This window comes from Curtobacterium sp. LFS079 (assembly GCF_047977865.1).
In the GTDB taxonomy this organism is placed as follows: domain Bacteria; phylum Actinomycetota; class Actinomycetes; order Actinomycetales; family Micrococcaceae; genus Arthrobacter.
Genome location: NZ_JBFPFO010000011.1, coordinates 78,295 through 98,475, shown reverse-complemented (window position 1 = coordinate 98,475; position 20,181 = coordinate 78,295). Strand labels below are relative to the sequence as shown.

Below are 20,181 nucleotides of genomic sequence, written 5' to 3'. Positions count from 1 at the left end.
CCGCCCGTGACTCGGCTTGGATGCCTGGAGATAAAGCACAGGCCCGTCGCTTCCAATACTGTGACGCTACCCCACGGGGGGACGGGAACCGAGAATATCCGAGCCAATTCTCAGGTGTGTCGCCCCGAAGCGCACGGCCGCCTCAAGGTCCTGACTCATCCCTGCCGAGATCGCGGACGCCCCCGGATGGACCTCGCGCAAAGCCGCCGAAACTCCGGCGAGCTTTTCGAACGCGACCTCAGGCGCCACGCCGAGCGGCGCAACGGCCATCACCCCGGCCAGCCGCAGCCCGGCAGCGGAGGCAATGCTGTCCGCAAGCTGCCCGACGGCGGCCGGTGCGGCCCCGCCGCGGTGCTCACCGGCGTCGTCGTCGAGGCTGACCTGGATGAAGCAGTCCAGGTCGTCGCGGCCGCTTTCTTCCCGGGCACGAAGCATGGCCTTGGCCAGGGCCTCGGCGAGCTGGGGCCGGTCGACGGACTGCACCGAGTGCGCGTACTTCACGACGGACTTGGCCTTCTTGCTCTGGAGCTGGCCGATGAAATGCCAGCGAAGCCCCAGCTTCTCGAGGCCGGAGGCCTTGGCGGAGGCTTCCTGGTCGCGGTTCTCCCCCACATCCCGGACCCCGAGGGCGGCCAGGCGGGCGACGTCGGCGGCCGGGTGGAACTTGGTAACCACGATGAGCCCCGGCTCTTCGCTGCGCCCAGCTGCCAGGGTCGCAGCGGCGATCCTGGACCGCACGGCAGCAAGTCTGTCCCCGAGCTGAATCGCCCGCTCGTCCATGTCGCCTTCCCGCCCGGGCTGGGCCGAAGAAGACCTTGTCAGGCCGGACTCATTCATGGAGCCACACCAAACCTGCGAACCGTCCGGTCTGCTGCTGGCGGCGGTAGGAGAACAGCCCGGGATTCTCCTTGGTGCATTCGCCTGAGTACTCAACGGGAACGCCAAGCGCCTCAAGCTGGGCGCGGACACCGGCCGGCAGGTCCAGCGCCGGCGTTCCCCAGGAGGTCACCGACCAGCTTTCCGGCACGACCCCGGCGACCTCGGCGCGGAGTTCCCCGGGAACTTCGTAGCATTTTCCGCAGATTGACGGACCGATCCAGGCTCTGATGCCTTCCGCGCCGTGCTGCCGCATTTCGCCGACGGTCGCCGCCACCACGGCGGTCGATACGCCCGGCCTGCCTGCGTGGGCAACACCGAGCACCGGGCCGTCCGCCCCCTCACCCACGAGCACCACGGGAACACAGTCGGCCACCATCACGGCAAGGGGCTGCCCGGTGGAGACCATCGCGTCCGCGGTGGGTGGTTCAGGGAAGTCCTCGATGAATGTCACGGTGTTCCCGTGCACCTGGGACATGTATTGGAAGTGCCGGCCGCCGAGCCCGGCCGCTGTTTCCAGCCGGGCCCGGCGCACCAGGACGTCGTCGGGGTCGTCGCCGACATGCAGGGCAAGGTTGCCGGCACCGGCATCGGTGAAGGCGACCGACAGTCCCGGCCGCACTTCCTTACGCCACCAAAACACTGCTGACTGACTCCCCGGGTTACTTCAGGAAGTCGGGGACGTCGAGGTCGTCGCTGCGGCCGCCGGACAGGTCCGGTTCGACCACTGCGGGGAGGTCGACGTCGAAACCGGAGTCGGCGGGCAGGGCGGCCGTGCGCTGCTGGCCCCAGTTGCTCAGGCCGGAGCTGGCGACGCCGGCAGCTGCGTGCTGCGGAGCCTGGTAGGCCGGGGCCGCAGTGCGTTCCGGAGCGGCGGGTGCCTGCGGCTGTGCCGCCGGCTGGGCGGCGGGCTGCTGGTTCATGGACGGCGAGGTTGCCTTGACGTCGTCGAAGCCCGCCGCAATGACCGTGACCCGCGCTTCGTCGCCCAGGGCGTCGTCGATGACGGCGCCGAAGATGATGTTCGCTTCGGGGTGTGCCACTTCCTGGACCAGGCGTGCCGCTTCGTTGATTTCGAAGAGGCCGAGGTCCGAGCCGCCCTGAATGGACAGCAGGACGCCGTGGGCGCCGTCGATCGACGCTTCGAGCAGCGGCGAAGCGATGGCGAGTTCGGCGGCCTTGACCGCGCGGTCTTCGCCACGGGCCGAGCCGATGCCCATGAGCGCGGAACCTGCACCCTGCATGACGGATTTCACATCGGCGAAGTCGAGGTTGATCAGGCCGGGCGTGGTGATGAGGTCGGTGATGCCCTGGACACCGGAGAGCAGCACCTGGTCGGCGGAGCGGAAGGCGTCAAGGACAGAGACGTTCCGGTCGCTGATGGAAAGCAGACGGTCGTTGGGGATGACAATGAGGGTGTCGACTTCGTCGCGCAGGGCGTCGATGCCGTTCTCGGCAGAGTTTGCGCGGCGGCGGCCCTCGAAGGTGAAGGGGCGGGTCACGACTCCTATGGTCAGCGCACCGAGGGAGCGGGCGATGCGGGCAACCACGGGGGCGCCACCGGTTCCGGTGCCGCCGCCTTCGCCGGCGGTCACGAAGACCATGTCAGCGCCGCGCAGGACCTCTTCGATTTCGTCGGCGTGGTCTTCGGCCGCCTGGCGTCCGACGTCGGGGTTGGCACCCGCTCCGAGGCCGCGGGTGAGTTCACGGCCGACGTCGAGCTTGACGTCGGCGTCACTCATGAGAAGCGCCTGCGCGTCGGTGTTGATGGCGATGAACTCGACGCCGCGAAGGCCGACTTCGATCATCCGGTTGACTGCGTTCACGCCACCGCCGCCGATGCCGACGACCTTGATGACGGCCAAGTAATTCTGCGGTGCTGCCACGTTTCGTGCCCCTTGCTTGTGTCCTATAGCGAAACTGATCGAGTCCAACTTGAATCCTTGGACCTTAACCCTCTAGTTGAAGGTTATAGTTATGTCAAGTAACTCTTATGCGACGGTATGGGCTGGGAATCAGACATTCAATGACCCGCTCCGCGTGTCGTGTGAATGTCCCGAAATTAGCCCTTGGCCGCCTGCTTGTTACCCGGCCCCTGCGCCCCCGTGGAGCCTACTTCGTCAGCGGGTGCCGCGGCGCGGAAACGTCATAGACGTTCACAGGCACCTTCGGATCCGCAGGGGCCTTGAGGAGCGCTTCGAGCACCCGGGCCTTGAGCTCCTTCTCCTCCGCGTTGCCCCAAACCACCGTCTTCCCGTCGATGAGCCTGAGCTCGACGGCGTCCGGCGACTTCGCTGAGGCGCTGGCCATCTTTGCCAGGACATCCGCCGGAAGGGTTGCCAGCACCGCCGTGATGGCCTTGAACAACGCGGGCCTGGAGGCGCTGCCGTCGATCAGCGGCAGCGGCACCGAGGCCGGGTCCTGTGTTGAGCCCAGCTGGACTCCGTCCACATCCACCAGCAGGTAGTTGTTGTCCCTCTTCAGCAGCGCCACGGGCACCCGCTCCACCACATGGACCAGCAGCGTGGACGGCGGCCGTGCCTCCGTGGTGATCGAGCGGACCTGGACAAGGGGCTTGAGCAGCCGGGTAATTTCGGCCTCGTCGATCTGTGGAAGGGGCGTCCCCTCAACCGGCGAGAGGGCCTTCCGGACCGCCTCCGCCTTCAGCAGCTTGGTACCGTCCACCGCGATGCTGCGGACTGCGAGCATGGGCGAGTAGACCGCGGCCGCGAGGAACCCCGCCACGAGGGCGATCACCACGGCCGCGGTGGTGAGGACGATCCGTTTCCGCTTGCGCCCTTTGGGCTCGGGAAAAGCGAGGACCTTCCCTGAATCTACTTTCGCGGCAGGCTCCGCAGTGGCCGGCCCTGCCGCCTTGCTGGCGGAGAATCCGGCGGAGCCTTCGCCTCCCGGTGCCGCCGGCCCGTCAACGGTGCGCTCCGCGCTGATTACCCCGGGCTCGCGGCCGGTCCTTGACGTGGAGTTAGCCCCCGGCCGGAACGTGGGCTTCCGGGTGCTAGCCACCCAGCCGCTCCACGATCAGGGGCCCATAGGCCGTGACGTCCCCGGCGCCCACGGTGAGGATAATGTCGCCCTCCCCCGCGCCGGCAATGATCTGTTCGACGGCGGCGTCGGCGGCCACCAGGCGGCCGGACCGGAGGTGCTCGGTGATCAGCCCGCTCGTGACGCCGGGGATGGGATCCTCACGGGCCGGATAGATGTCCAGGACCAGCGCCGTGTCCGCCAGGTTGAGTGCTTCCGCGAACTCCCGGGAAAACTCGCGGGTCCGGGAGAACAGGTGCGGCTGGAAGAGGACATGCACTTTCTTCCCCGCGGCCACGGTCCGGGCGGCGGACAGTGCCGCGCGGACTTCCGTGGGGTGGTGGGCGTAGTCGTCGTAGACCCGCACTCCCCCGCCTTCGCCCTTGAACTCGAACCTGCGGGCCGCCCCGCTGAAATGTGCCAAGGCAGCGGCGGCGGTGGCCGGCTCTACGCCAAGCTCGACGGCGGCAGCGAATGCGGCTGCCGCATTGAGGGCATTGTGGCGGCCTGGAACCTGCAGCTCCAGGCGCTGCCTTTCGCCCGCCAGGCCGACCCAGCTGCCGGCCGTACCCTCGTCGTACAGGCGGACGTCGGCGTCTTCGGCGGTTCCGTATGTCAGTACCCGGGTGGTCCCCGCGGCCCGGACCCGGGCAGCGAGGGCGCGGGCGCCGTCGTCGTCCGCGCAGGCGAGCAACAGGCCAGTCTCCGGCAGCAGCGCCGCAAAGGCGTCGAAGGCGGCGAAGACGGCCTCGGGCGTGCCGTAGTGGTCCAGGTGGTCGGCCTCGACGTTGGTGACGATGGAGATCAGCGGCCGGTAGTTCAGGAAGGAGGCGTCGGATTCATCGGCTTCGGCTACGAAGATGTCCGAACTGCCGCTGGCAGCGTTAACGCCGAGGGACGGGACATTGGCGCCAATGGCGAAGGAGGGATCCAGGCCTGCTTGCTGCAGGAGCACCGTCACCATCGAGGTGGTGGTCGACTTTCCGTGGGTACCGGCCACGGCAACCACCCGGTCCGTGCCCATGGTGGCAGCAAGGCCTTCCGAGCGGTGCAGCACCGGCAGGCCGGCGGCCCGGGCGGCGAGCAGCTCCGGATTGTCCTGCCGGATCGCGGAGCCGGCCACCACGGTGCGGGCGTCGCCCAGGTTCTCCGCGGCGTAGCCGACGGCGATCCTCGCCCCCGCCGCGGCGAGCTCGCGCATGACGGGCAGGTCCTTGGCGTCGGAGCCGCTGACGGTAACGCCGCGGGCAACCATGATCCGGGCGACGGCGGACATTCCGACGCCGCCGATCCCGATGAAGTGCACCCGGCCGAGGGAGGCGAGGTCTGCTATGGGCTGGGTCATTCGGATACCGCTTCCAGGACAAGATCAGCCATCTGCTGATCGGCGTTTCTGATGCCAAGGCTTTCGGCCTTGGCGGCCATGTTCTCGAGGCGCTGCCGGTCACCGAGCAGCGGGATCAGCTCACGCTCGAGCCACTCGGCGGTGAGTGCCTTGTCGTCGACGAGGAGCGCGGCGCCGTCGTTCACCAGCGCGCGGGCGTTCAGGGCCTGTTCGCCGTTGCCCACCGGCAGCGGAACGAAGACGGCCGGAACGCCGACTGCGGCCACCTCGCACACTGTCGCGGCGCCGGCGCGGGCCAGCAGTACGTCTGCGGCCGCGTAGACGTTCTCCATGCCGTCCACATACTCCACCTGCCGGTAGCCCTCGGCACTGAGCAGCACGCCGCCGTCGTCCTTGACTTCCTTGCCGCGTCCCGTGATGTGCAGGGTCTGGACGCCCGCCGCAGCCAAAGCGTCCAGCGCTCCGGAGATGGTGCGGTTGATGCTTTGGGCGCCCGAGGAGCCGCCCGTCACGATGAGGGCAGGCCGGTCGCCGTCCAGGCCAAGGGCGCGGCGGGCATCCGCCCGGGCCGAAAGCCTGTCGAGGCCCGAAATCGCCTTGCGCATGGGCATGCCCACATGGCGGGCGTTCCGCAGCCTGGTTTCCGGGAAGGCCACGGCGATGTGGCGGCTGAACAGGGCCCCCACCCGATTGGCCAGGCCGGGGCGGCTGTTGGCTTCGTGGATGACGATGGGGATGTTCCGCTTCCGGGCAGCCAGGTACATCGGGGTGCAGACATAGCCCCCGACGCCCACCAGCACGTCCGCTCGGGCCTCGTCCAGGATGCGGCCGGCCTGCTTCACGGCACCGGCGAAACGGGCCGGGAACTTCAGCATCGCCAGGGAAGGCCGGCGCGGAAACGGAACCCGGCCGATGGTGGCCAGTTCGTAGCCTGCTGCCGGCACGAGGCGGCTCTCCATGCCTTCGGCGGTGCCGACGGCCAGGAAGGACGCGTCGGGGCGGGCAGCCCTGAGGGCGTCGGCGATGGCGAGCATCGGGCTGATGTGGCCGGCGGTTCCGCCTCCGGCAAGCACGACGGACAGTGGCTTGGACTGGGTTTCCCTTGTCTGGGTTTCCTCGGGCTGGGAATTCATGAAGTGCTATTTACGCTTTCGTGCAGTTTTCGCGGATCTGCCCCACAGGTGGGGGCGGTTGCCGGGTGCGATCTGGGCGCGGGCCAAGGACAACACTACGCCCACGCCACAAAGGGACATCAACAGCGCCGAGCCGCCGTAGGAAATGAACGGCAGGGGCACCCCGATGACCGGCAGGAGCTGGGTGACGACGGCCATGTTCATGCTCGCCTGGCCGAGCAGCCACACCATGATGGAGCCGGCAAGCGTGCGCTGGAAGGGGTCGGTCTGCCGGATCACGACGCGGAAGATCGCGATGCCCAGGATCGCGAAAAGCAGCAGGACCACGATGGTGCCCAGCAGGCCCAGTTCCTCGCCGATGATCGCAAAAATGAAGTCGTTGTGGGCTTCCGGGAGCCAGTTGTACTTCTGCCGGCTCTGGCCCAGGCCAAGCCCGGTCCATCCGCCCTGGGCGAGGCCGTACATGCCGTTGGTGGACTGGAAGTCGAAATCGAACTGGGCCTTGCAGGTGTCCGAGGCGTTGCCGAGCCAGGAGGTGATCCGGCACATGCGGTTGGCGCTGCTGACGGTCAGCACGGCGGCGGCGACCGCACCGGCCGCACCCGCGATGGCAAGCATCTTGCCGGGGACGCCTGCGAAGAACAGGCCCGCCGCAATGATGGCCATGACCACGATGGCCGTGCCGAGGTCGTTGCCCAACAGGACCAGTCCGAGGACCAGGCCGGCCCCCGGAACCACCGGGATGATCACGTGCATCCAGCGGTGGAGCAGTTTCTCCTTGCGGGCCAGCACCGTGGCGATCCAGACGCAGAGCACGAGCTTGGCGATTTCGGACGGCTGGATGCTGACTCCGCCGACGTCGATCCAGTTCTGGTTGCCGAGGGTCTTGCGGCCGATCACCTGGACGAGGACGAGGAGGATTGCCACCACGCCCATGGCGGGCCAGGAGAGCCGCTTCATCCAGGTCACGTTGGTCCGCGAAATGAGGTACATCGCAATGATGCCAAGCACGCCGAAGCCGGCCTGCTTCATCGCATCAGCGTAGGGCGACCTGCCCACCGAAATGGCTTCCACGCTGGAGGCGGACAGCACCATCATGATGCCGATCGCCGTGAGCGCGAGGGTGCAGCCGAGGATCAGGTAGTACGTAGAGCTGTTGGCTACCGCGCCCTTGCCTTCGATGCCCTCCCAGAGCCGCCGGAAACGGTCCCGAAGCCCTGGCTTCTGCCCGGCTGCCTTCTTGGCCGGCGCCTGGCGGGTGGGCGTGGTGACCATTGCTACTCCTCGGTGGTCTGTGGCGTGCCTTCCACGAGATCGCGAACTGCCTGGATGAAAGCGTCGCCCCGGTGGGCGTAGGACGAGAACTGGTCCATGGACGCGGCCGCCGGAGCCAGCAGCACCGTATCGCCCGGTACGGCGATCCGGGCGGCTGCGGCAACGGCCTGGGCCATCACGGTGTCCCCGAAGATCGGCGACAGTTCCTCGCCCGTTCGGTCCGTACCGGGGGTCTGCGCCTCTTCAGTTTCGCCCTTGGGCTGCCCGATCACGGGGACATCCGCTGCGTGTCGCTGAAGGGAGGCTTCCAGGGCTTCCGTGTCGGTGCCGATGAGGACCACGGCCTTGAGGCGGTGCGCCTGCTCCTTGACCAGGTCGTCGTAGTTGACGCCCTTGGACAGGCCGCCGGCAATCCAGACCACGTTCTCGAAGGCGGCGAGGGCCGCCGCAGCGGCGTGCGGGTTGGTGGCCTTGGAGTCGTTGATCCAGAGGACGTCGCCGTGCTTGCTGACGGGCTGGATGCGGTGCTTGCCAGGCAGGTAGTGCTTGAGGCCTTCGCGCACCGCGGCGGGCTCCACCCCGTAGGCACGGACCAATGCCGCGGCGGCCAGCGCGTTGGCCACGAGGTGGCGGGGCGCCACCGGTCCGAGGTCCGAAAGCGCAGCTAGCTCGGTGGCCGAGTCCTTGCGTTCGGCGATGAAGGCGCGGTCCACCAACAGGCCTTCGACGACGCCGAGCATGCTGATGGCGGGCGTCACCGTGGTGAAGCCGACGGCGCGGCAGCCCTCCACGACGTCGGCGTTCTCCACCATGCGTTCGGTTTCGATCTGCTCCGCGTTGTAGATGCAGGCGATCCGGGTGTTTTCGAAGACCTTGGCCTTGTCCGCCAGGTAGGCCTCGTAGGAGCCGTGCCAGTCCACGTGGTCCTCGGCGACGTTGAGGCAGACGCTTGCGGCCGGGGACAGCGATTCGCTCCAGTGCAGCTGGAAGCTGGAGAGCTCGACGGCGAAGACGTCGTAGTCGACCGGGTCGCGGAGGGCGTCCAGGATGGGTGTGCCGACGTTGCCGACGGCGATCGCCTTCAGGCCCGCTGCCTGCAGCATGGATTCGGTCATGCCCACGGTGGTGGTCTTGCCGTTGGTCCCCGTGATGGTGAGCCAGTCGGCCGTCTTGCGGCCCTCGCGCTCCCTCAGCCGCCAGGCGAGTTCGACGTCGCCCCACACCGGGACGTGCGCCCGCTTCGCCGCGGCGAGCAGGGCCTGGTCCGGCCGCCACCCCGGGGAAGTCACCACAAGTTCGGGCTTCTCGCCGTCGATCTCGGGGATGGTGAGTACGGCGTCCGGGCCGAGGAGGACATCCACGGCGCCGACGATCTTCAGGGTGTCAGCCTGGGCCTCAGCCTTCGGTGTGATGGCGGCGTCGACCACCACCACGCGGGCGCCGAGTTCGATCAGGGTGTCCGCCGCGGAGAAACCGGAAACGCCGATGCCGGTGACCACCACCCGCAGGCCGCGCCAGTCCGCATCCCAGCTGGTCAGTTCCTTGAGCCGGTCGTTCGTGTTCACAGCAGCACCACCCATTCAGCGTAGAAAATACCGAGCCCGGCAGCGACGAAGAGGCCACAGAGGATCCAGAAGCGCACCACCACGGTGATCTCGGCCCAGCCTTTGAGTTCAAAGTGGTGTTGCAGCGGGGCCATCTTGAAGAAGCGTTTGCCCTTGGTGACCTTGAAGTAGCCCACCTGGATGATCACCGAGAGGGTGATCAGCACGAACAGGCCACCTATGATGCCCAGCAGCAGTTCGGTGCGGGAGAGGATCGCAAAACCGGCCACGGCACCGCCGATGGCAAGCGAGCCGGTGTCACCCATGAAGATCTTTGCCGGGGAAGTGTTCCACCAGAGGAAACCGACCAGGGCTGCGCTCAGGATGGCCGCGAGCAGGGCGAGATCCAGGGGGTCGCGGACCATGTAGCAGCCGCTGCCGGTTTGCCTGGGCGAGCCGCAGGCCTGGTTGTTCTGCCAGATCCCCATGAGGGTGTAGGCGCCGAAGACCATGATCGAGGCGCCCGCCGCGAGGCCGTCCAGGCCGTCGGTGAGGTTGACGCCGTTGGTGGCCGCAGTGACGATCAGGTTCGACCAGACTACGAAGAGGATGGCGCCGAGCACTGTACCGCCGAAGGCGAGGTTCAGCCACGGAATGTCGCGGACCAGGGAGATCTCGTAGGAGGCGGGGCTGATCCCGTCGGCGTTGGGGAACTGGAGCACGAGGATGCCGAAGGCGATGCCGACGAGGCCCTGCAAGATCAGCTTGGCCTTGGCGTTCAGGCCAAGGCTGCGCTGCTTGGAGATCTTGATGAAGTCATCGAGGAAGCCCACGAAGCCCATGCCGACCATCAGGAACAGCAGCAGCAGCCCGGACGCGGAGGGGCCGGGGGAACGCGGGTTCATCATCCACATGATGAGGTGGGTCAATCCGTAGCTGATGAGCACCGCCGCCACCACCACGGTGCCGCCCATCGTGGGGGTTCCGCGCTTGGTGTGGTGCGTGGTGGGTCCGTCGTCGCGGATGAACTGTCCGTAGCCCTTGTGGACGAGGAAACGGATGAAAAGCGGAGTGCCTATCAAGGCCACCAGGAGGGCGACGCCGGCGCCGATCAACAGTGCAATCACAGCAGCTCGTTCCCTTCATTGGCGGCAGCTACAGCCGCAGTGTCCATGATCGTCCCCGCCTGTGGGGCTAATGCTATCCGATCGCCCAGATGCCTCAGCCCAACGCCGTTCGAGGACTTGAACAGCACCAGATCACCCGGTTCAAGCTGCTGCTGGAGGAGCTCGAAGGCCTCGTCAGCCGTTTCGGCGAAGACACATTCATCGCCCCAGGAGCCTTCCTGGATGGCCGAAATGTACATGGCGCGGGCTTCGCGTCCCACCACCAGGAGCCGGTTGATGTTCAGCCGGACCACCTGGGTTCCGATGGCCGTGTGTTCGCGGATCGAATCCTCGCCGAGTTCGAGCATCGCGCCCAGCACTGCCCAGGTGCGCCGGCCCTGGCCGATGTCCGCCAGGGTGCGCAACGCAGCCCGCATGGACTCAGGGTTGGCGTTGTAGGCGTCGTTGATGACGGTGACGCCGTCTGCGCGTTCGGTGCGTTCCATGCGCCAGCGGCTGGCCGCGCTCTGCTCCGAGAGCGACGCCGCGATGTCGTCACCGGGGATGCCCGCGGCGTAAGCGGCCGCTGCGGCGGCGAGCAGGTTCCCCAGGTGGTGCGCGCCGATCAGTTTGCTGCGCACCGGACGCGGCCCGGCGCCGTCAGGCAGTACGAGGTCGAACACCGGGTGGCCCAGGGCGTCGATGTCCGCGCCGCGCGCCTCGACGACGGCACTGGCGGCGCCGGCCGAACTCGTTCCAAGGATCGGGGCAACAGTGCGCGGGGCCATGGCGGCCACCCGGGGATCGTCGAGGTTGATGACGGCCGTGCCGTCCGCGCCAAGGGCCTCGAGCAGCTCGCCCTTGGTCCGGGCGATGTTTTCGACTCCCCCGAACTCGCCGGCGTGGGCTGTTCCGACGACGAGCACGACGCCGATGTCCGGCTTCACCATGCCGGCCAGGTATTCGATGTGGCCGATTCCCGTGGCACCCATTTCGATCACGAGGTACCGGGTGCCGGCGTCCGCGGTGAAGACGGTGAGCGGGACGCCGACCTCGCCGTTATAGGAGCCCTTGGGCGCCACGGTCTTCCCGGCTTTGCACAGGATTCCGGCCAGGAGGTCTTTGGTGGTGGTCTTGCCTGCCGAGCCGGTGATGCCGATGACGGTGAACTGTTCGCCTGCCGCGGTGCGCTCCGCGCGGATGCGGCGGACCGTTTCGGCCGCGAGGGCGCCCATCGCGAGGACGGCATCCTCGACGATGACGGCGGGGTACGGCCGGCCCTCTGAATCGGCGACTTCACGTTCGCACAGCGCAAGCATAGCGCCGCGTTCGAAGGCGGCCCCGACGAAGCTGTGGCCGTCCGCGTGCTCTCCGGGCTTAGCCACGTAAAGCGAGCCGGCTTCGGCTTCGCGGGAGTCCGTCACCACGGAAAGGGGGACGATCCCGGGATCGGCTGCAAGGGTTCCATTGGTGATGTGGGCGATTTCCGCCGCTGTCAGTGCAATCATCTCGGTCTAGGACTCTATCCGCTCGTCTGCTGGAACCCGGAATCCCCTGGCTGTCAAGGCAGCCTTCAGTTCTTCCCTGTCGTCGAGGGCAAGGTTGACGCCTTTGACTTCCTGCCAGACTTCGTGGCCGCGGCCGGCCACCAGGATAGTGTCCTTCTCGGTGGCGAGCTCCACGGCCTTGCGGATCGCCACCTCGCGCGGGAAGGATTCGATGATTTCGCAGCCCAGTTGCTCGTTGTCCCGGGCAGCGACGGCACCGGCGAGGACCTCCGCGCGGATGGCTGCGGCGTCTTCGTCATGCGGGTCGTCGTCGCTGATGATCACGATGTCGGACAGGCGGGCTGCGATTGCACCCATGGTCGGGCGTTTGCCCTGGTCGCGCTGGCCGGTAGCGCCGAAAACGACGATCACCCGCGAGCCCTCCTCCCGGGAGCGGACGGCTTCGAGGGCACGGGCGAGCGCATCCGGGTTGTGGGCGAAGTCGACCACTGACGCCGGCGCCTCGGAAACCAGCTGCATGCGGCCGGGAACGGAGACCGCGAAAGGGTCCTGCTCTTCGAGGGCCGCCTGGAGTACATCACGGCCGACGCCGGATTCAAGGACCATGATGCTGGCCAAGGCCGCGTTGGCGATGTTGAAGTCACCGGGAAGAGCTGTGCGTGCCCTCAGTTCGCCGCCGTCGCGGTGCCGGAGCACAAAGCCGCTGCCGAGGCCGCGCGGGGTGCTGCCGGCCAGGGTCCAGTCCGCTTCCGGTGCCTGGGCTCCCTGCAGGGAAAGCGTGGCCTGCAGGGACAGCGTGGTGACCGGCACTGTTGCTTCCGCCGCGAGGGTTCTGCCCCACTCGTCGTCGACGATCACCACCGCGCGGCGGCAGCGGGCCGGCGTGAAAAGCTCCGCCTTGGTGCGGAAGTATTCGTCCATGCTGCCGTGCAGGTCCAGGTGGTCCTGCGTGAGGTTGGTGAAGCCGGCGACGTCGAACATCACCCCGTCCACGCGCCGATACGACACCGCATGCGAGGAAACCTCCATGGATGCGGCGTCCAGGCCCCGCTCGCGCATCAGCGCAAGCAATGCGTGGACGTCCGGGGACTCAGGTGTGGTCAGCAGGCTTGGGATCGCCTCGGCGCCGGCCAGGATTTCGATGGTTCCGATCAGGCCGGGCGTCTTGCCCAGGGCGCGCAGCAGGGAATTGATGAAGTAAGTGGTGGTGGTCTTGCCGTTGGTGCCGGTCACCCCGAAAAGCGTCGGCGAAACCTCCCCCGCCGGCTGGCTGCGGTAGACAAGCGCGGAAACAGGCCCGACGGCGGTACGCGGCTCCCGGACGGACAGCACCGGAACGCCCGGGCCGCCGTCGGCCGTAAGCCGCTGCGCGCCGTCGTCGTCGCTGAGGATAGCGACCGCCCCTGCCGCCACGGCCTGTCCGGCGAATTCAGCGCCGTGCCGACTCGCTCCGGGCAGGGCAAGGTACAGGTCGCCCGGCTCCACGGCCCGGGAATTCAAGGAGACACCCGTAACGGCAACGCCTGCGCCTGCTTCGGGCGCCTGGATTCCCAGCGACGCCGCGATCTCGCGGAGCGGCACCGGAGCCACCTTGGCCGGACGGAAACCACTGCGCCCTGCGGCCGTGCTTCCAGCCGTCGCTGGAGTCCCGGGCGGGATCTGAATGGCGTCATTCTGCTCTGGCAAGGTGGGTCTCCGATGGTACTCGTGGAACTGGCCGCGCTGCCGGGCCCGATGACTCAGGGCCAGCGGTTCCCGGATGCGGCGTGGATGGATCAGTGTAAAAGGACTCAGGGTGTGGCCGGACAGCTGCCACACAAGCTTACTCGGCAGGCTGCGCCGGCCGGGTTTGGCTACTTGGCGAACTGGCTACTTGGCGAACTGGCTACTTGGCGAACTGCGGGAACCGGGCCGGGGTCCCGGTGGAGGGCGGAACGTTGTACGTACGCAGCACCTGGCCGAGGACCGAACGCAGGACCGGACCGTTCGTGATGCCGTAGATGTTGCCCTTCGGTCGCTGCACCACCACCTCGACGATGAAGCGCGGGTTTTCCATCGGGGCCATGGCCACCATGGACGCGGTGAAGCCGTCAAAACCCGGCAGCCCGTCCTCGCGGGGGGCCTCGGAAGTACCGGTCTTGGCACCGACCCGATAACCGTCGATCGCGGCTTCCTTGATCTCGCCCTCGGTGACGTTGCTCTCCAGGATGTCCCGGATCTTCTGTGCTGTCTCCTTGCTGACCACCCGGCGGGATTCCTTGGCGGGGACCTTCTCTTCAGTTCCGTCAGGTGAGATGTAGCTGTCGATCAGGCGGGGCTGGAGCATGACGCCGTCGTTGGCGACGCTCTGGTAAGCCCGGACCGTCTGCAGGGTGGACTGCGAAACACCCTGGCCGAACAGCACCGTGTACTGCTGGCGGTTGTCCCACTGGTCCGGCTTGGCAAGGATGCCCTTGGCTTCCGAGGGCAGTCCGATGTCCGGGGCCTCGCCGATGCCGAACTTCCTCAGCCAGTCATAGCGCTGCTGCTTGCTCAGCCGGCTGCCGACCATCACGGTGCCTGTGTTCATGGACCAGCCCAGGATGCCGGCCAAGGTCCGCTTCTCGGTACCGTGGGTGAAAGCATCGCTGAAAGTCTCGCCGTCGATCGTGACGGTCGGAGGAATGGTGAAGGTGTCCAGCGGGCTGGCCTTTCCTTCCTCGATGGCAGCCGCTGCCGTAATCATCTTCTCCACCGACCCCGGCTCATAGGCTGCCGTCACGGAACGCACGCCCCGGTCTGCAGCGGCAACACCACCCGGTTTGTTCGGATCGGGGGCGTTGGTATCTGCCATGACGACGATGTTGCCGGTCTTGACGTCCATCACCACGATCGATCCCCATTGCGCGCTGAGGCTGTTGACCTGGCTCTGGATGGCCTGCTGCGCAAAGTACTGCAGGTCGGTATTGAGCGTCAGCTTCACGTCCTTGCCGTTGACGGCGGGAGTCAGCTCGTCCGTGGCCACGGGAATGCGGAGGCCGTCGGCGCCGATCTCGAACACGCGCTTTCCGGGGGTGCCGCGCAGCACTTCGTCCTGGGTCTGTTCGATGCCGGCCTGGCCGGTGGTGCCGTCCTGGAGGAAACCGATGACGCCGCCGGCTACGCTGCCGTTCGGGTAGACGCGCTTGCTGACGGGCTTGGAGACGACCCCCGGAATGGACAGCCTGGAGATGGCGTCCTCGAGGTCCGGTTTCACTTCGCGGGCAAGGACGACGTACGGCTTGTCCCCCGTCAGCGCCGTGGTCAGGGCCGCAGCATCGGTTCCGAGCGCAGAAGCGAGGTCCTTGATGCCCTGATCACGGCTGACGGTGTCTACTTCCTTGGTGGCGCTGTTGTAGCGCCCGAATTCCGGGGTGTTGGTGTTGACCCGCTGGTCCGCCACGATGTCATAGCGGATCACGCTGCTGGCAAGCACGGTGCCATTGGCGTCAAGGATCTGTCCCCGCTCGGCCGGCAGCTCGACGGGTGTCAGTCGCTTGTTGATGCCGGCTTCGGCCATGCCGCCCATGTCCAGTCCCTGGACGAGGAACAACTTGCCGCCGACCACCAGCAGCAAGGTCAGCATCAAGGCAAGGCCTACACGCAGCCGCAGCTTGGCCGTTGACGCCTTCTTCGTTTTCGATTTCCCGGAGTTCTGCGCCACGTCGTTTCCTTGCTGCTTGCCTTGCTGTCAGTTCGGCTGGAGGCTTACTGCCCGGGTGCCTTCTGCGGGGGAGCCGGCACCGAGCCTCCGTTGAGGTTCATTGCCGGAGCCTTCGGCGCCGCCTTCTTGGCTGCAGGCTTGGGCTTTGCGTCGGCTTTCTCGTCCTTGCCTGCAGAGGGAGCATGGCTCTCCAGCGGTTCCTTGCTGCTTGCCGGGGGGACAGCATCAAGCTGGCCGGTGATTGCCGGAGGCGCGATGACGGCACCCCGTCCGGTCCCCTTGAGCGCCGGCGTAGCATCGCCGGTGATCGCGAGAGTCTCCAAGTTGATCTGGCCCTTGGCAGTGGAAGCAACCATTCCCAATTGTGCAGCCTTGGCAGCCAGATTCTGGGGAGCTTCGAATGCCTGGCGTTGCTGTGTCAGTTCCTGGTTCTGCTTGGCCAAGGTGGCGTCCTGGGCCTTCAGCTGGACCAGGTTGTACTGGGCGGTGGAGACGGAGATGTTGAGGACCAGGACCGTCAGCAGCGCCGCGGCGAGCACGCTGAAGCAGAAGACAAAGAAGGGCACCCTGCGCTTGCCAGGGGTGCTCCGGACCAGGGAGAGCGGCGTGCGGACCTTGCGGCCGGCGTCGGCCGAACGCAGGGGCAGGGCGCGCGCGGTGTTGCCCACGGTGGACGGCGTTGCCTTCGCAGCAGCGGTGCTCATGCGTTTCTCCTTGCTTTGATCCGTTCAACGGCCCGCAGCCGGGCTGAGGCAGCCCGGGGGTTCTCGGCGATTTCTTCTGCGGTGGGCACCTCGGTGCCCTTGGTCAGTGTTTTCAGTTCGGGTTTGTGTTCCTCAAGCTCCACCGGGAAGCCCAGCGGTGCCGAGGATTTGGAACGCTTCTGGAAGACGGACTTCACGATCTTGTCCTCGAGCGAGTGGTAGGACATCACCACCACGCGCCCGCCGAGGGCGATGGAATCAACGGCGGCGGGAACGGCCCGCTCCAGGACATCGAGTTCCTCGTTGACCTCGATGCGCAATGCCTGGAAGGTGCGCTTCGCCGGGTGTCCGCCGGATTTCGCAGCGGCGGCCGGCACCACGCTGCGGATCTGTTCGACGAGTTCACCAGTGGTGGTGAAGGGCCTGTCAGCCCGGGCGGCGACGATCCGGTTCGCGATCCGTCCCGCGAACTTCTCTTCGCCCCACTTCCGGATGATCCGGACAAGTTCCTCTTCGGAGTAGTTGTTGACGACGTCGGCCGCTGTCTGCCCGCGGCTCGTGTCCATCCGCATGTCCAAAGGAGCGTCGTAGGAATACGCGAAGCCGCGTTCCCGCTCGTCCAATTGGAGGGACGAAACGCCGAGGTCCATCAGGATGCCGTGCACTTCGGACAGCCCCAGGTCCTCCAGGACCTCCTCGATCTCGTCATAGACGGCGTGAACAAGGTCGGTGCGCTTCCCGAAGGGCTTGAGACGCGCCCCTGCCAGGGCCAAGGCTTCCTCGTCGCGGTCGATTCCCACGAGGTGCAGGTCCGGGAAACGCTGGAGCATTGCTTCGGAGTGTCCGCCCATGCCGAGCGTCGCATCGATGACCACAGGTGTCTCCCCGCGGCCGCGTGCGGCTTCGAAACCTGGTGCCAACAAATTGATGCACCGGTCCTTCAGGACCGGCACATGGCGCTCAGAGGTCGGCTTTGGCGTGTTCTGCTCTTCCATGCGGCCTCCTCAGTACTTGTTCGCTGGCTCTTCATTGCTTCTTGGGCCGGATCCCCATCCGCGCCTATCGCTGCGTCCGCCTGGCTCCGGGGAAGGTGAGCCAGGTTGGCGTGCAATGGGCGGCTGGAGATCCCGTCCAAGAAGCAGGTGCTGCCCGTCGTCTAGATGAATCCGGGAAGGTTGTCGTCGTCGGTCTCCGAGAAGGCGGCTTCCTTCTCGGTGAGGTACTCGTCCCAGGCCTGGGCATCCCAGATCTCTGCCCGGGTGCCGGCTCCGATGACCGCCAGTTCCCGGCCGAGTCCTGCGTAGGCCCGGAGCGCCGGCGGAATCGTCACGCGCCCCTGCTTGTCAGGCACCTCGTCAGAGGCTCCGGACAGGAAAACCCGGATGTAGTCACGAGCCTGCTTGGAGGAGATGGGGGCCTCCCGCATGGATTCGTGGATACGTTCGAATTCCCGCTGACTGAAGACGTAGATGCAGCGTTCCTGCCCCCTGGTGAGGACGAGACCCTCTGCAAGTTCCTCCCGGAACTTGGCGGGGAGGATGATGCGCCCCTTCTCATCCAGACGCGGTGAATGCGTGCCAAGAAACACTGGCTCACCGCCCATCCGTGAAAAGGTGCCGTACCTGCCCCACTCCGCCACTACCCTCTTACGTCCTCCACTTTACTCCACAAGCCCCCACAGTCAACGCACACGCGGGCGTTTTGGCACCACTCGGGGTGAATTTGGCCGCAGGAACCCGGGGAATGCCGTGCGTGGTGGGAAGTGGAGGGAAATTCGCACCGCGCGGCGTGCGGTGTCCGTGCGCAGACTATGCCGCTGTGCTTAAACGGAAAAAGACCCGTCAAACGGGTCTTTTTTCTTCAGATGCGTGGTCTGTGGTGCGAAGTGGGGGATTCCGGGAAACCTCCGCGGAAGGACTCAGCTAGTCATCGCCGCGGCGGCGTTCATCCCAGCGCTCTTCGAGGTTGTTCATGAAGGAACTCTTCGGCTTCCCCGGTTTGCGGGACTTGAGCTTGCCGCCGGAGATCCTGCGGAGCGTCGCGAAATAGACGCCGGCGCCCATGACGACAAAACCGAGAACGCCCAGGAAAATGTTCTGAAGGGAGACACCGACCAACAAGAGCAGAACACCGGCAATGGTGCCAAGGACTCCCATGATGATGTGCCGGGTCGACCAGGCACGGATGGGATCCGACCCCATTGAATTGGCGAACTTCGGATCGTCCTCATGCAGCTGCTTCTCAAGTTGCTCGAGAAGCTTCTGTTCGTGCTCCGAGAGGGGCATCGCGACCTCCTTGTAGTCGGCCAGGGTCCAGATAAGGGGCGGCCATCGCCTCTGTATCCATAAACGGACCGGCCTGAAAAAGGGTTCCCAGTCCTAGCCCATGGAACCAGACGCGATGAGGCACTTTGTCCAGACGATCTAATTCTGTGTGTATTTATAGGATAGTTTGTTGCGCACAGTTCTGAAAGACGCACCAAGTGTGCAGGACGGGCTTTCCGGCACTATTGGGCGCCGTCGGGCCCTCTTTCCATGCCCGGCCCGAGCAAGCGGGCCGGGAGCACTGTTTTTCCGCCGAATTTCCTGCTCACCTGATCCAACGCTTGCTCCGCCGAGCGCCAGTTGTCATCCCGCCGGTCCAGGCTCAGCTGCAGCGCGGCACCATCGGCTGTTTCAAGCTGTTCCAGCCTCACACCGATGAGGCGGACACTCATCGGCCGGGCGCCCAGGGAAGCCAGCAACTGGGAAGCGACCTGGTAGACGAGTTGGGCGCTATCCACCGGTGTATGGACCGTCTTGCTCCTGCTCACAGTGGAAAAGTCGGCGTAGCGGAGTTTCAAGGCCACCGTTCGTGCCATCATTCCGCTGGCCCGCAGGCGCGTGGCGGTACGGTGCGAGAGCCGGAGCAGTTCGCGGTGGAGCAAGGCGTCGTCGAAGGTATCGACCGCGAAGGTCTCCTCCGCGCCGATGCTTTTCTCCAGCCGGACAGGCGTCACCGGGCGGGGATCAAGCCCCATGGACAGACGGTGGACGTGTTCCCCGGATGCCCCCAGTATCTTCCGGAGGGCCGCCAGAGGCGTGGCGGCGACGTCCGCAACCGAGCGGATCCCGAGCCTGGCCAGCACCTCCGCGGTCTTCGCACCCACTCCCCACAGTGCGTTCACGGGCAGGCTGTGCAGGTATTCAACAGTGCGGTCCGCTTCGATCAGCAAAAGCCCGTCCGGTTTGCAGCGCGTTGAGGCGATCTTGGCCACGAACTTGTTCGCAGCGATGCCGACGGAAGCGGTGATGCCCAGCTCATCGGACACCCTTCGCCTGACCAGTTTGGCGATCTCCACGGGCGGACCCAGCCGCCGGATGGCTCCTCCGACGTCGAGGAACGCTTCGTCGACACTGAGCGGCTCCACCAAGTCAGTAATCGACTCGAAGATCCGCATCAATTCCGCGGAGACGTCGTAGTAGAGGTGGTGGCGGGGCTCAAGGATCACGGCGGAAGGACACAAGCGCATGGCGACAGCCATCGGCATCGCGGATTTCACACCGACCCCGCGCGCCTCATAGGAAGCGGACAGCACTACGGAGCGCTCCGAGGGGAATCCGACGATGACCGGCTTGCCACGCAATTCCGGGCGCGAGCGCAATTCGACGGAAACGAAGAAGGCATCCATGTCCACGTGAAGGATGCTGGTACGCCGGAGTTCCTTCAGCGTTGACGGGTCAATCCGCCCGGCGCCGCCTCCAGTAGCTCCGTCTGTTCTCACAGGAAAATCCTATGCCCGGTGCCGCGTACCTGGCGGGGCCGGGCCCTGGTGCTGCGAAATCGGGCCGGGGGCCCGAACGCTAAACTGTAGGCAGCATCCGGCACCGTCTCCCCCAGGAGGAATCCCCTGTGAAGTTCGTTCGAAGGCACCAGAGCACAGCTCTGGCCGCTTGTGCTGCCGGCATTGCTTTGGCCGCTGCCGCG

At 66.4% G+C, this 20,181-nt stretch carries 17 protein-coding genes; all 17 read right to left on the bottom strand.

Annotated elements, in window-relative coordinates; all coding sequences use genetic code 11:
* Positions 1-66 precede the first annotated feature (66 nt).
* Positions 67-837 carry a YggS family pyridoxal phosphate-dependent enzyme gene (locus tag ACNQPB_RS16375; RefSeq protein ID WP_498753476.1) on the bottom strand — a complete coding sequence of 257 codons (771 nt, stop codon included), beginning with the start codon at positions 835-837 and terminating at the stop codon, positions 67-69.
* Entirely contained in the window at positions 830-1,519 is a 690-nt protein-coding gene (locus tag ACNQPB_RS16370; RefSeq protein WP_498753474.1) for a purine nucleoside phosphorylase YfiH/LACC1 family protein, read from the bottom strand. The genes ACNQPB_RS16375 and ACNQPB_RS16370 overlap by 8 nt, the downstream gene beginning before the upstream one ends.
* 19 nt (positions 1,520-1,538) lie before the next feature.
* Positions 1,539-2,762, bottom strand: coding sequence for a cell division protein FtsZ (gene ftsZ / locus ACNQPB_RS16365; RefSeq protein WP_498753473.1), 1,224 nt, complete (start codon positions 2,760-2,762; stop codon positions 1,539-1,541).
* Positions 2,763-2,988: 226 nt separating this feature from the next.
* On the bottom strand, positions 2,989-3,900 hold the full coding sequence (locus ACNQPB_RS16360; RefSeq protein WP_498753472.1) for a cell division protein FtsQ/DivIB: 912 nt from the start codon (positions 3,898-3,900) through the stop codon (positions 2,989-2,991).
* On the bottom strand, positions 3,893-5,263 hold the full coding sequence (gene murC, locus ACNQPB_RS16355) for a UDP-N-acetylmuramate--L-alanine ligase (protein WP_498753471.1): 1,371 nt from the start codon (positions 5,261-5,263) through the stop codon (positions 3,893-3,895). The genes ACNQPB_RS16360 and murC overlap by 8 nt, the downstream gene beginning before the upstream one ends.
* On the bottom strand, positions 5,260-6,396 hold the full coding sequence (gene murG / locus ACNQPB_RS16350) for an undecaprenyldiphospho-muramoylpentapeptide beta-N-acetylglucosaminyltransferase (protein WP_498753470.1): 1,137 nt from the start codon (positions 6,394-6,396) through the stop codon (positions 5,260-5,262). Before murG ends, murC begins: the two co-directional genes overlap by 4 nt.
* 6 nt (positions 6,397-6,402) lie before the next feature.
* Positions 6,403-7,671 carry a putative lipid II flippase FtsW gene (ftsW, locus tag ACNQPB_RS16345; RefSeq protein ID WP_498753469.1) on the bottom strand — a complete coding sequence of 423 codons (1,269 nt, stop codon included), beginning with the start codon at positions 7,669-7,671 and terminating at the stop codon, positions 6,403-6,405.
* Between the two features lie 2 nt (positions 7,672-7,673).
* Positions 7,674-9,251 carry a UDP-N-acetylmuramoyl-L-alanine--D-glutamate ligase gene (gene murD, locus ACNQPB_RS16340; protein ID WP_498753468.1) on the bottom strand — a complete coding sequence of 526 codons (1,578 nt, stop codon included), beginning with the start codon at positions 9,249-9,251 and terminating at the stop codon, positions 7,674-7,676.
* Entirely contained in the window at positions 9,233-10,342 is a 1,110-nt protein-coding gene (gene mraY / locus ACNQPB_RS16335) for a phospho-N-acetylmuramoyl-pentapeptide-transferase (protein WP_498753467.1), read from the bottom strand. Before mraY ends, murD begins: the two co-directional genes overlap by 19 nt.
* Positions 10,339-11,829 (bottom strand): UDP-N-acetylmuramoyl-tripeptide--D-alanyl-D-alanine ligase, encoded by a 1,491-nt coding sequence (locus ACNQPB_RS16330; protein ID WP_498753466.1) that lies wholly within the window; start codon positions 11,827-11,829, stop codon positions 10,339-10,341. Before ACNQPB_RS16330 ends, mraY begins: the two co-directional genes overlap by 4 nt.
* 6 nt (positions 11,830-11,835) lie before the next feature.
* Positions 11,836-13,488 carry a UDP-N-acetylmuramoyl-L-alanyl-D-glutamate--2,6-diaminopimelate ligase gene (locus ACNQPB_RS16325; RefSeq protein WP_498753503.1) on the bottom strand — a complete coding sequence of 551 codons (1,653 nt, stop codon included), beginning with the start codon at positions 13,486-13,488 and terminating at the stop codon, positions 11,836-11,838.
* 226 nt (positions 13,489-13,714) lie between these two features.
* The gene (locus ACNQPB_RS16320) at positions 13,715-15,511 is read right to left on the bottom strand and encodes a peptidoglycan D,D-transpeptidase FtsI family protein (protein ID WP_498753465.1); all 1,797 of its coding nucleotides are present in this window, start codon (positions 15,509-15,511) and stop codon (positions 13,715-13,717) included.
* A gap of 44 nt (positions 15,512-15,555) precedes the next feature.
* On the bottom strand, positions 15,556-16,215 hold the full coding sequence (gene ftsL, locus ACNQPB_RS16315; RefSeq protein ID WP_498753464.1) for a cell division protein FtsL: 660 nt from the start codon (positions 16,213-16,215) through the stop codon (positions 15,556-15,558).
* A complete protein-coding gene (rsmH, locus tag ACNQPB_RS16310; protein ID WP_498753463.1) occupies positions 16,212-17,210 on the bottom strand; it encodes a 16S rRNA (cytosine(1402)-N(4))-methyltransferase RsmH in 999 nt (332 codons plus the stop codon). Before rsmH ends, ftsL begins: the two co-directional genes overlap by 4 nt.
* A 161-nt stretch (positions 17,211-17,371) precedes the next feature.
* Entirely contained in the window at positions 17,372-17,803 is a 432-nt protein-coding gene (mraZ, locus tag ACNQPB_RS16305) for a division/cell wall cluster transcriptional repressor MraZ (RefSeq protein ID WP_498753502.1), read from the bottom strand.
* A 334-nt stretch (positions 17,804-18,137) separates the two neighbouring features.
* Positions 18,138-18,500: an SCO2097 family morphological protein gene (locus ACNQPB_RS16300; RefSeq protein ID WP_498753462.1), complete on the bottom strand. Its 363-nt coding sequence runs from the start codon at positions 18,498-18,500 to the stop codon at positions 18,138-18,140.
* A 221-nt stretch (positions 18,501-18,721) separates the two neighbouring features.
* Entirely contained in the window at positions 18,722-19,939 is a 1,218-nt protein-coding gene (gene dinB, locus ACNQPB_RS16295) for a DNA polymerase IV (RefSeq protein WP_498753501.1), read from the bottom strand.
* Positions 19,940-20,181: the final 242 nt, after the last annotated feature.

Coding starts and splice junctions, on each gene's coding strand:
- murD (WP_498753468.1), bottom strand. CDS start 9,251: ATGGGTGGTGCTGCTGTGAACACGAACGACCGGCTCAAGGAACTGACC.
- murG (WP_498753470.1), bottom strand. CDS start 6,396: ATGAATTCCCAGCCCGAGGAAACCCAGACAAGGGAAACCCAGTCCAAG.
- ftsW (WP_498753469.1), bottom strand. CDS start 7,671: ATGGTCACCACGCCCACCCGCCAGGCGCCGGCCAAGAAGGCAGCCGGG.
- murC (WP_498753471.1), bottom strand. CDS start 5,263: ATGACCCAGCCCATAGCAGACCTCGCCTCCCTCGGCCGGGTGCACTTC.
- ACNQPB_RS16375 (WP_498753476.1), bottom strand. CDS start 837: ATGAATGAGTCCGGCCTGACAAGGTCTTCTTCGGCCCAGCCCGGGCGG.
- ACNQPB_RS16300 (WP_498753462.1), bottom strand. CDS start 18,500: ATGCCCCTCTCGGAGCACGAACAGAAGCTTCTCGAGCAACTTGAGAAG.
- ftsL (WP_498753464.1), bottom strand. CDS start 16,215: ATGAGCACCGCTGCTGCGAAGGCAACGCCGTCCACCGTGGGCAACACC.
- rsmH (WP_498753463.1), bottom strand. CDS start 17,210: ATGGAAGAGCAGAACACGCCAAAGCCGACCTCTGAGCGCCATGTGCCG.
- ACNQPB_RS16330 (WP_498753466.1), bottom strand. CDS start 11,829: ATGATTGCACTGACAGCGGCGGAAATCGCCCACATCACCAATGGAACC.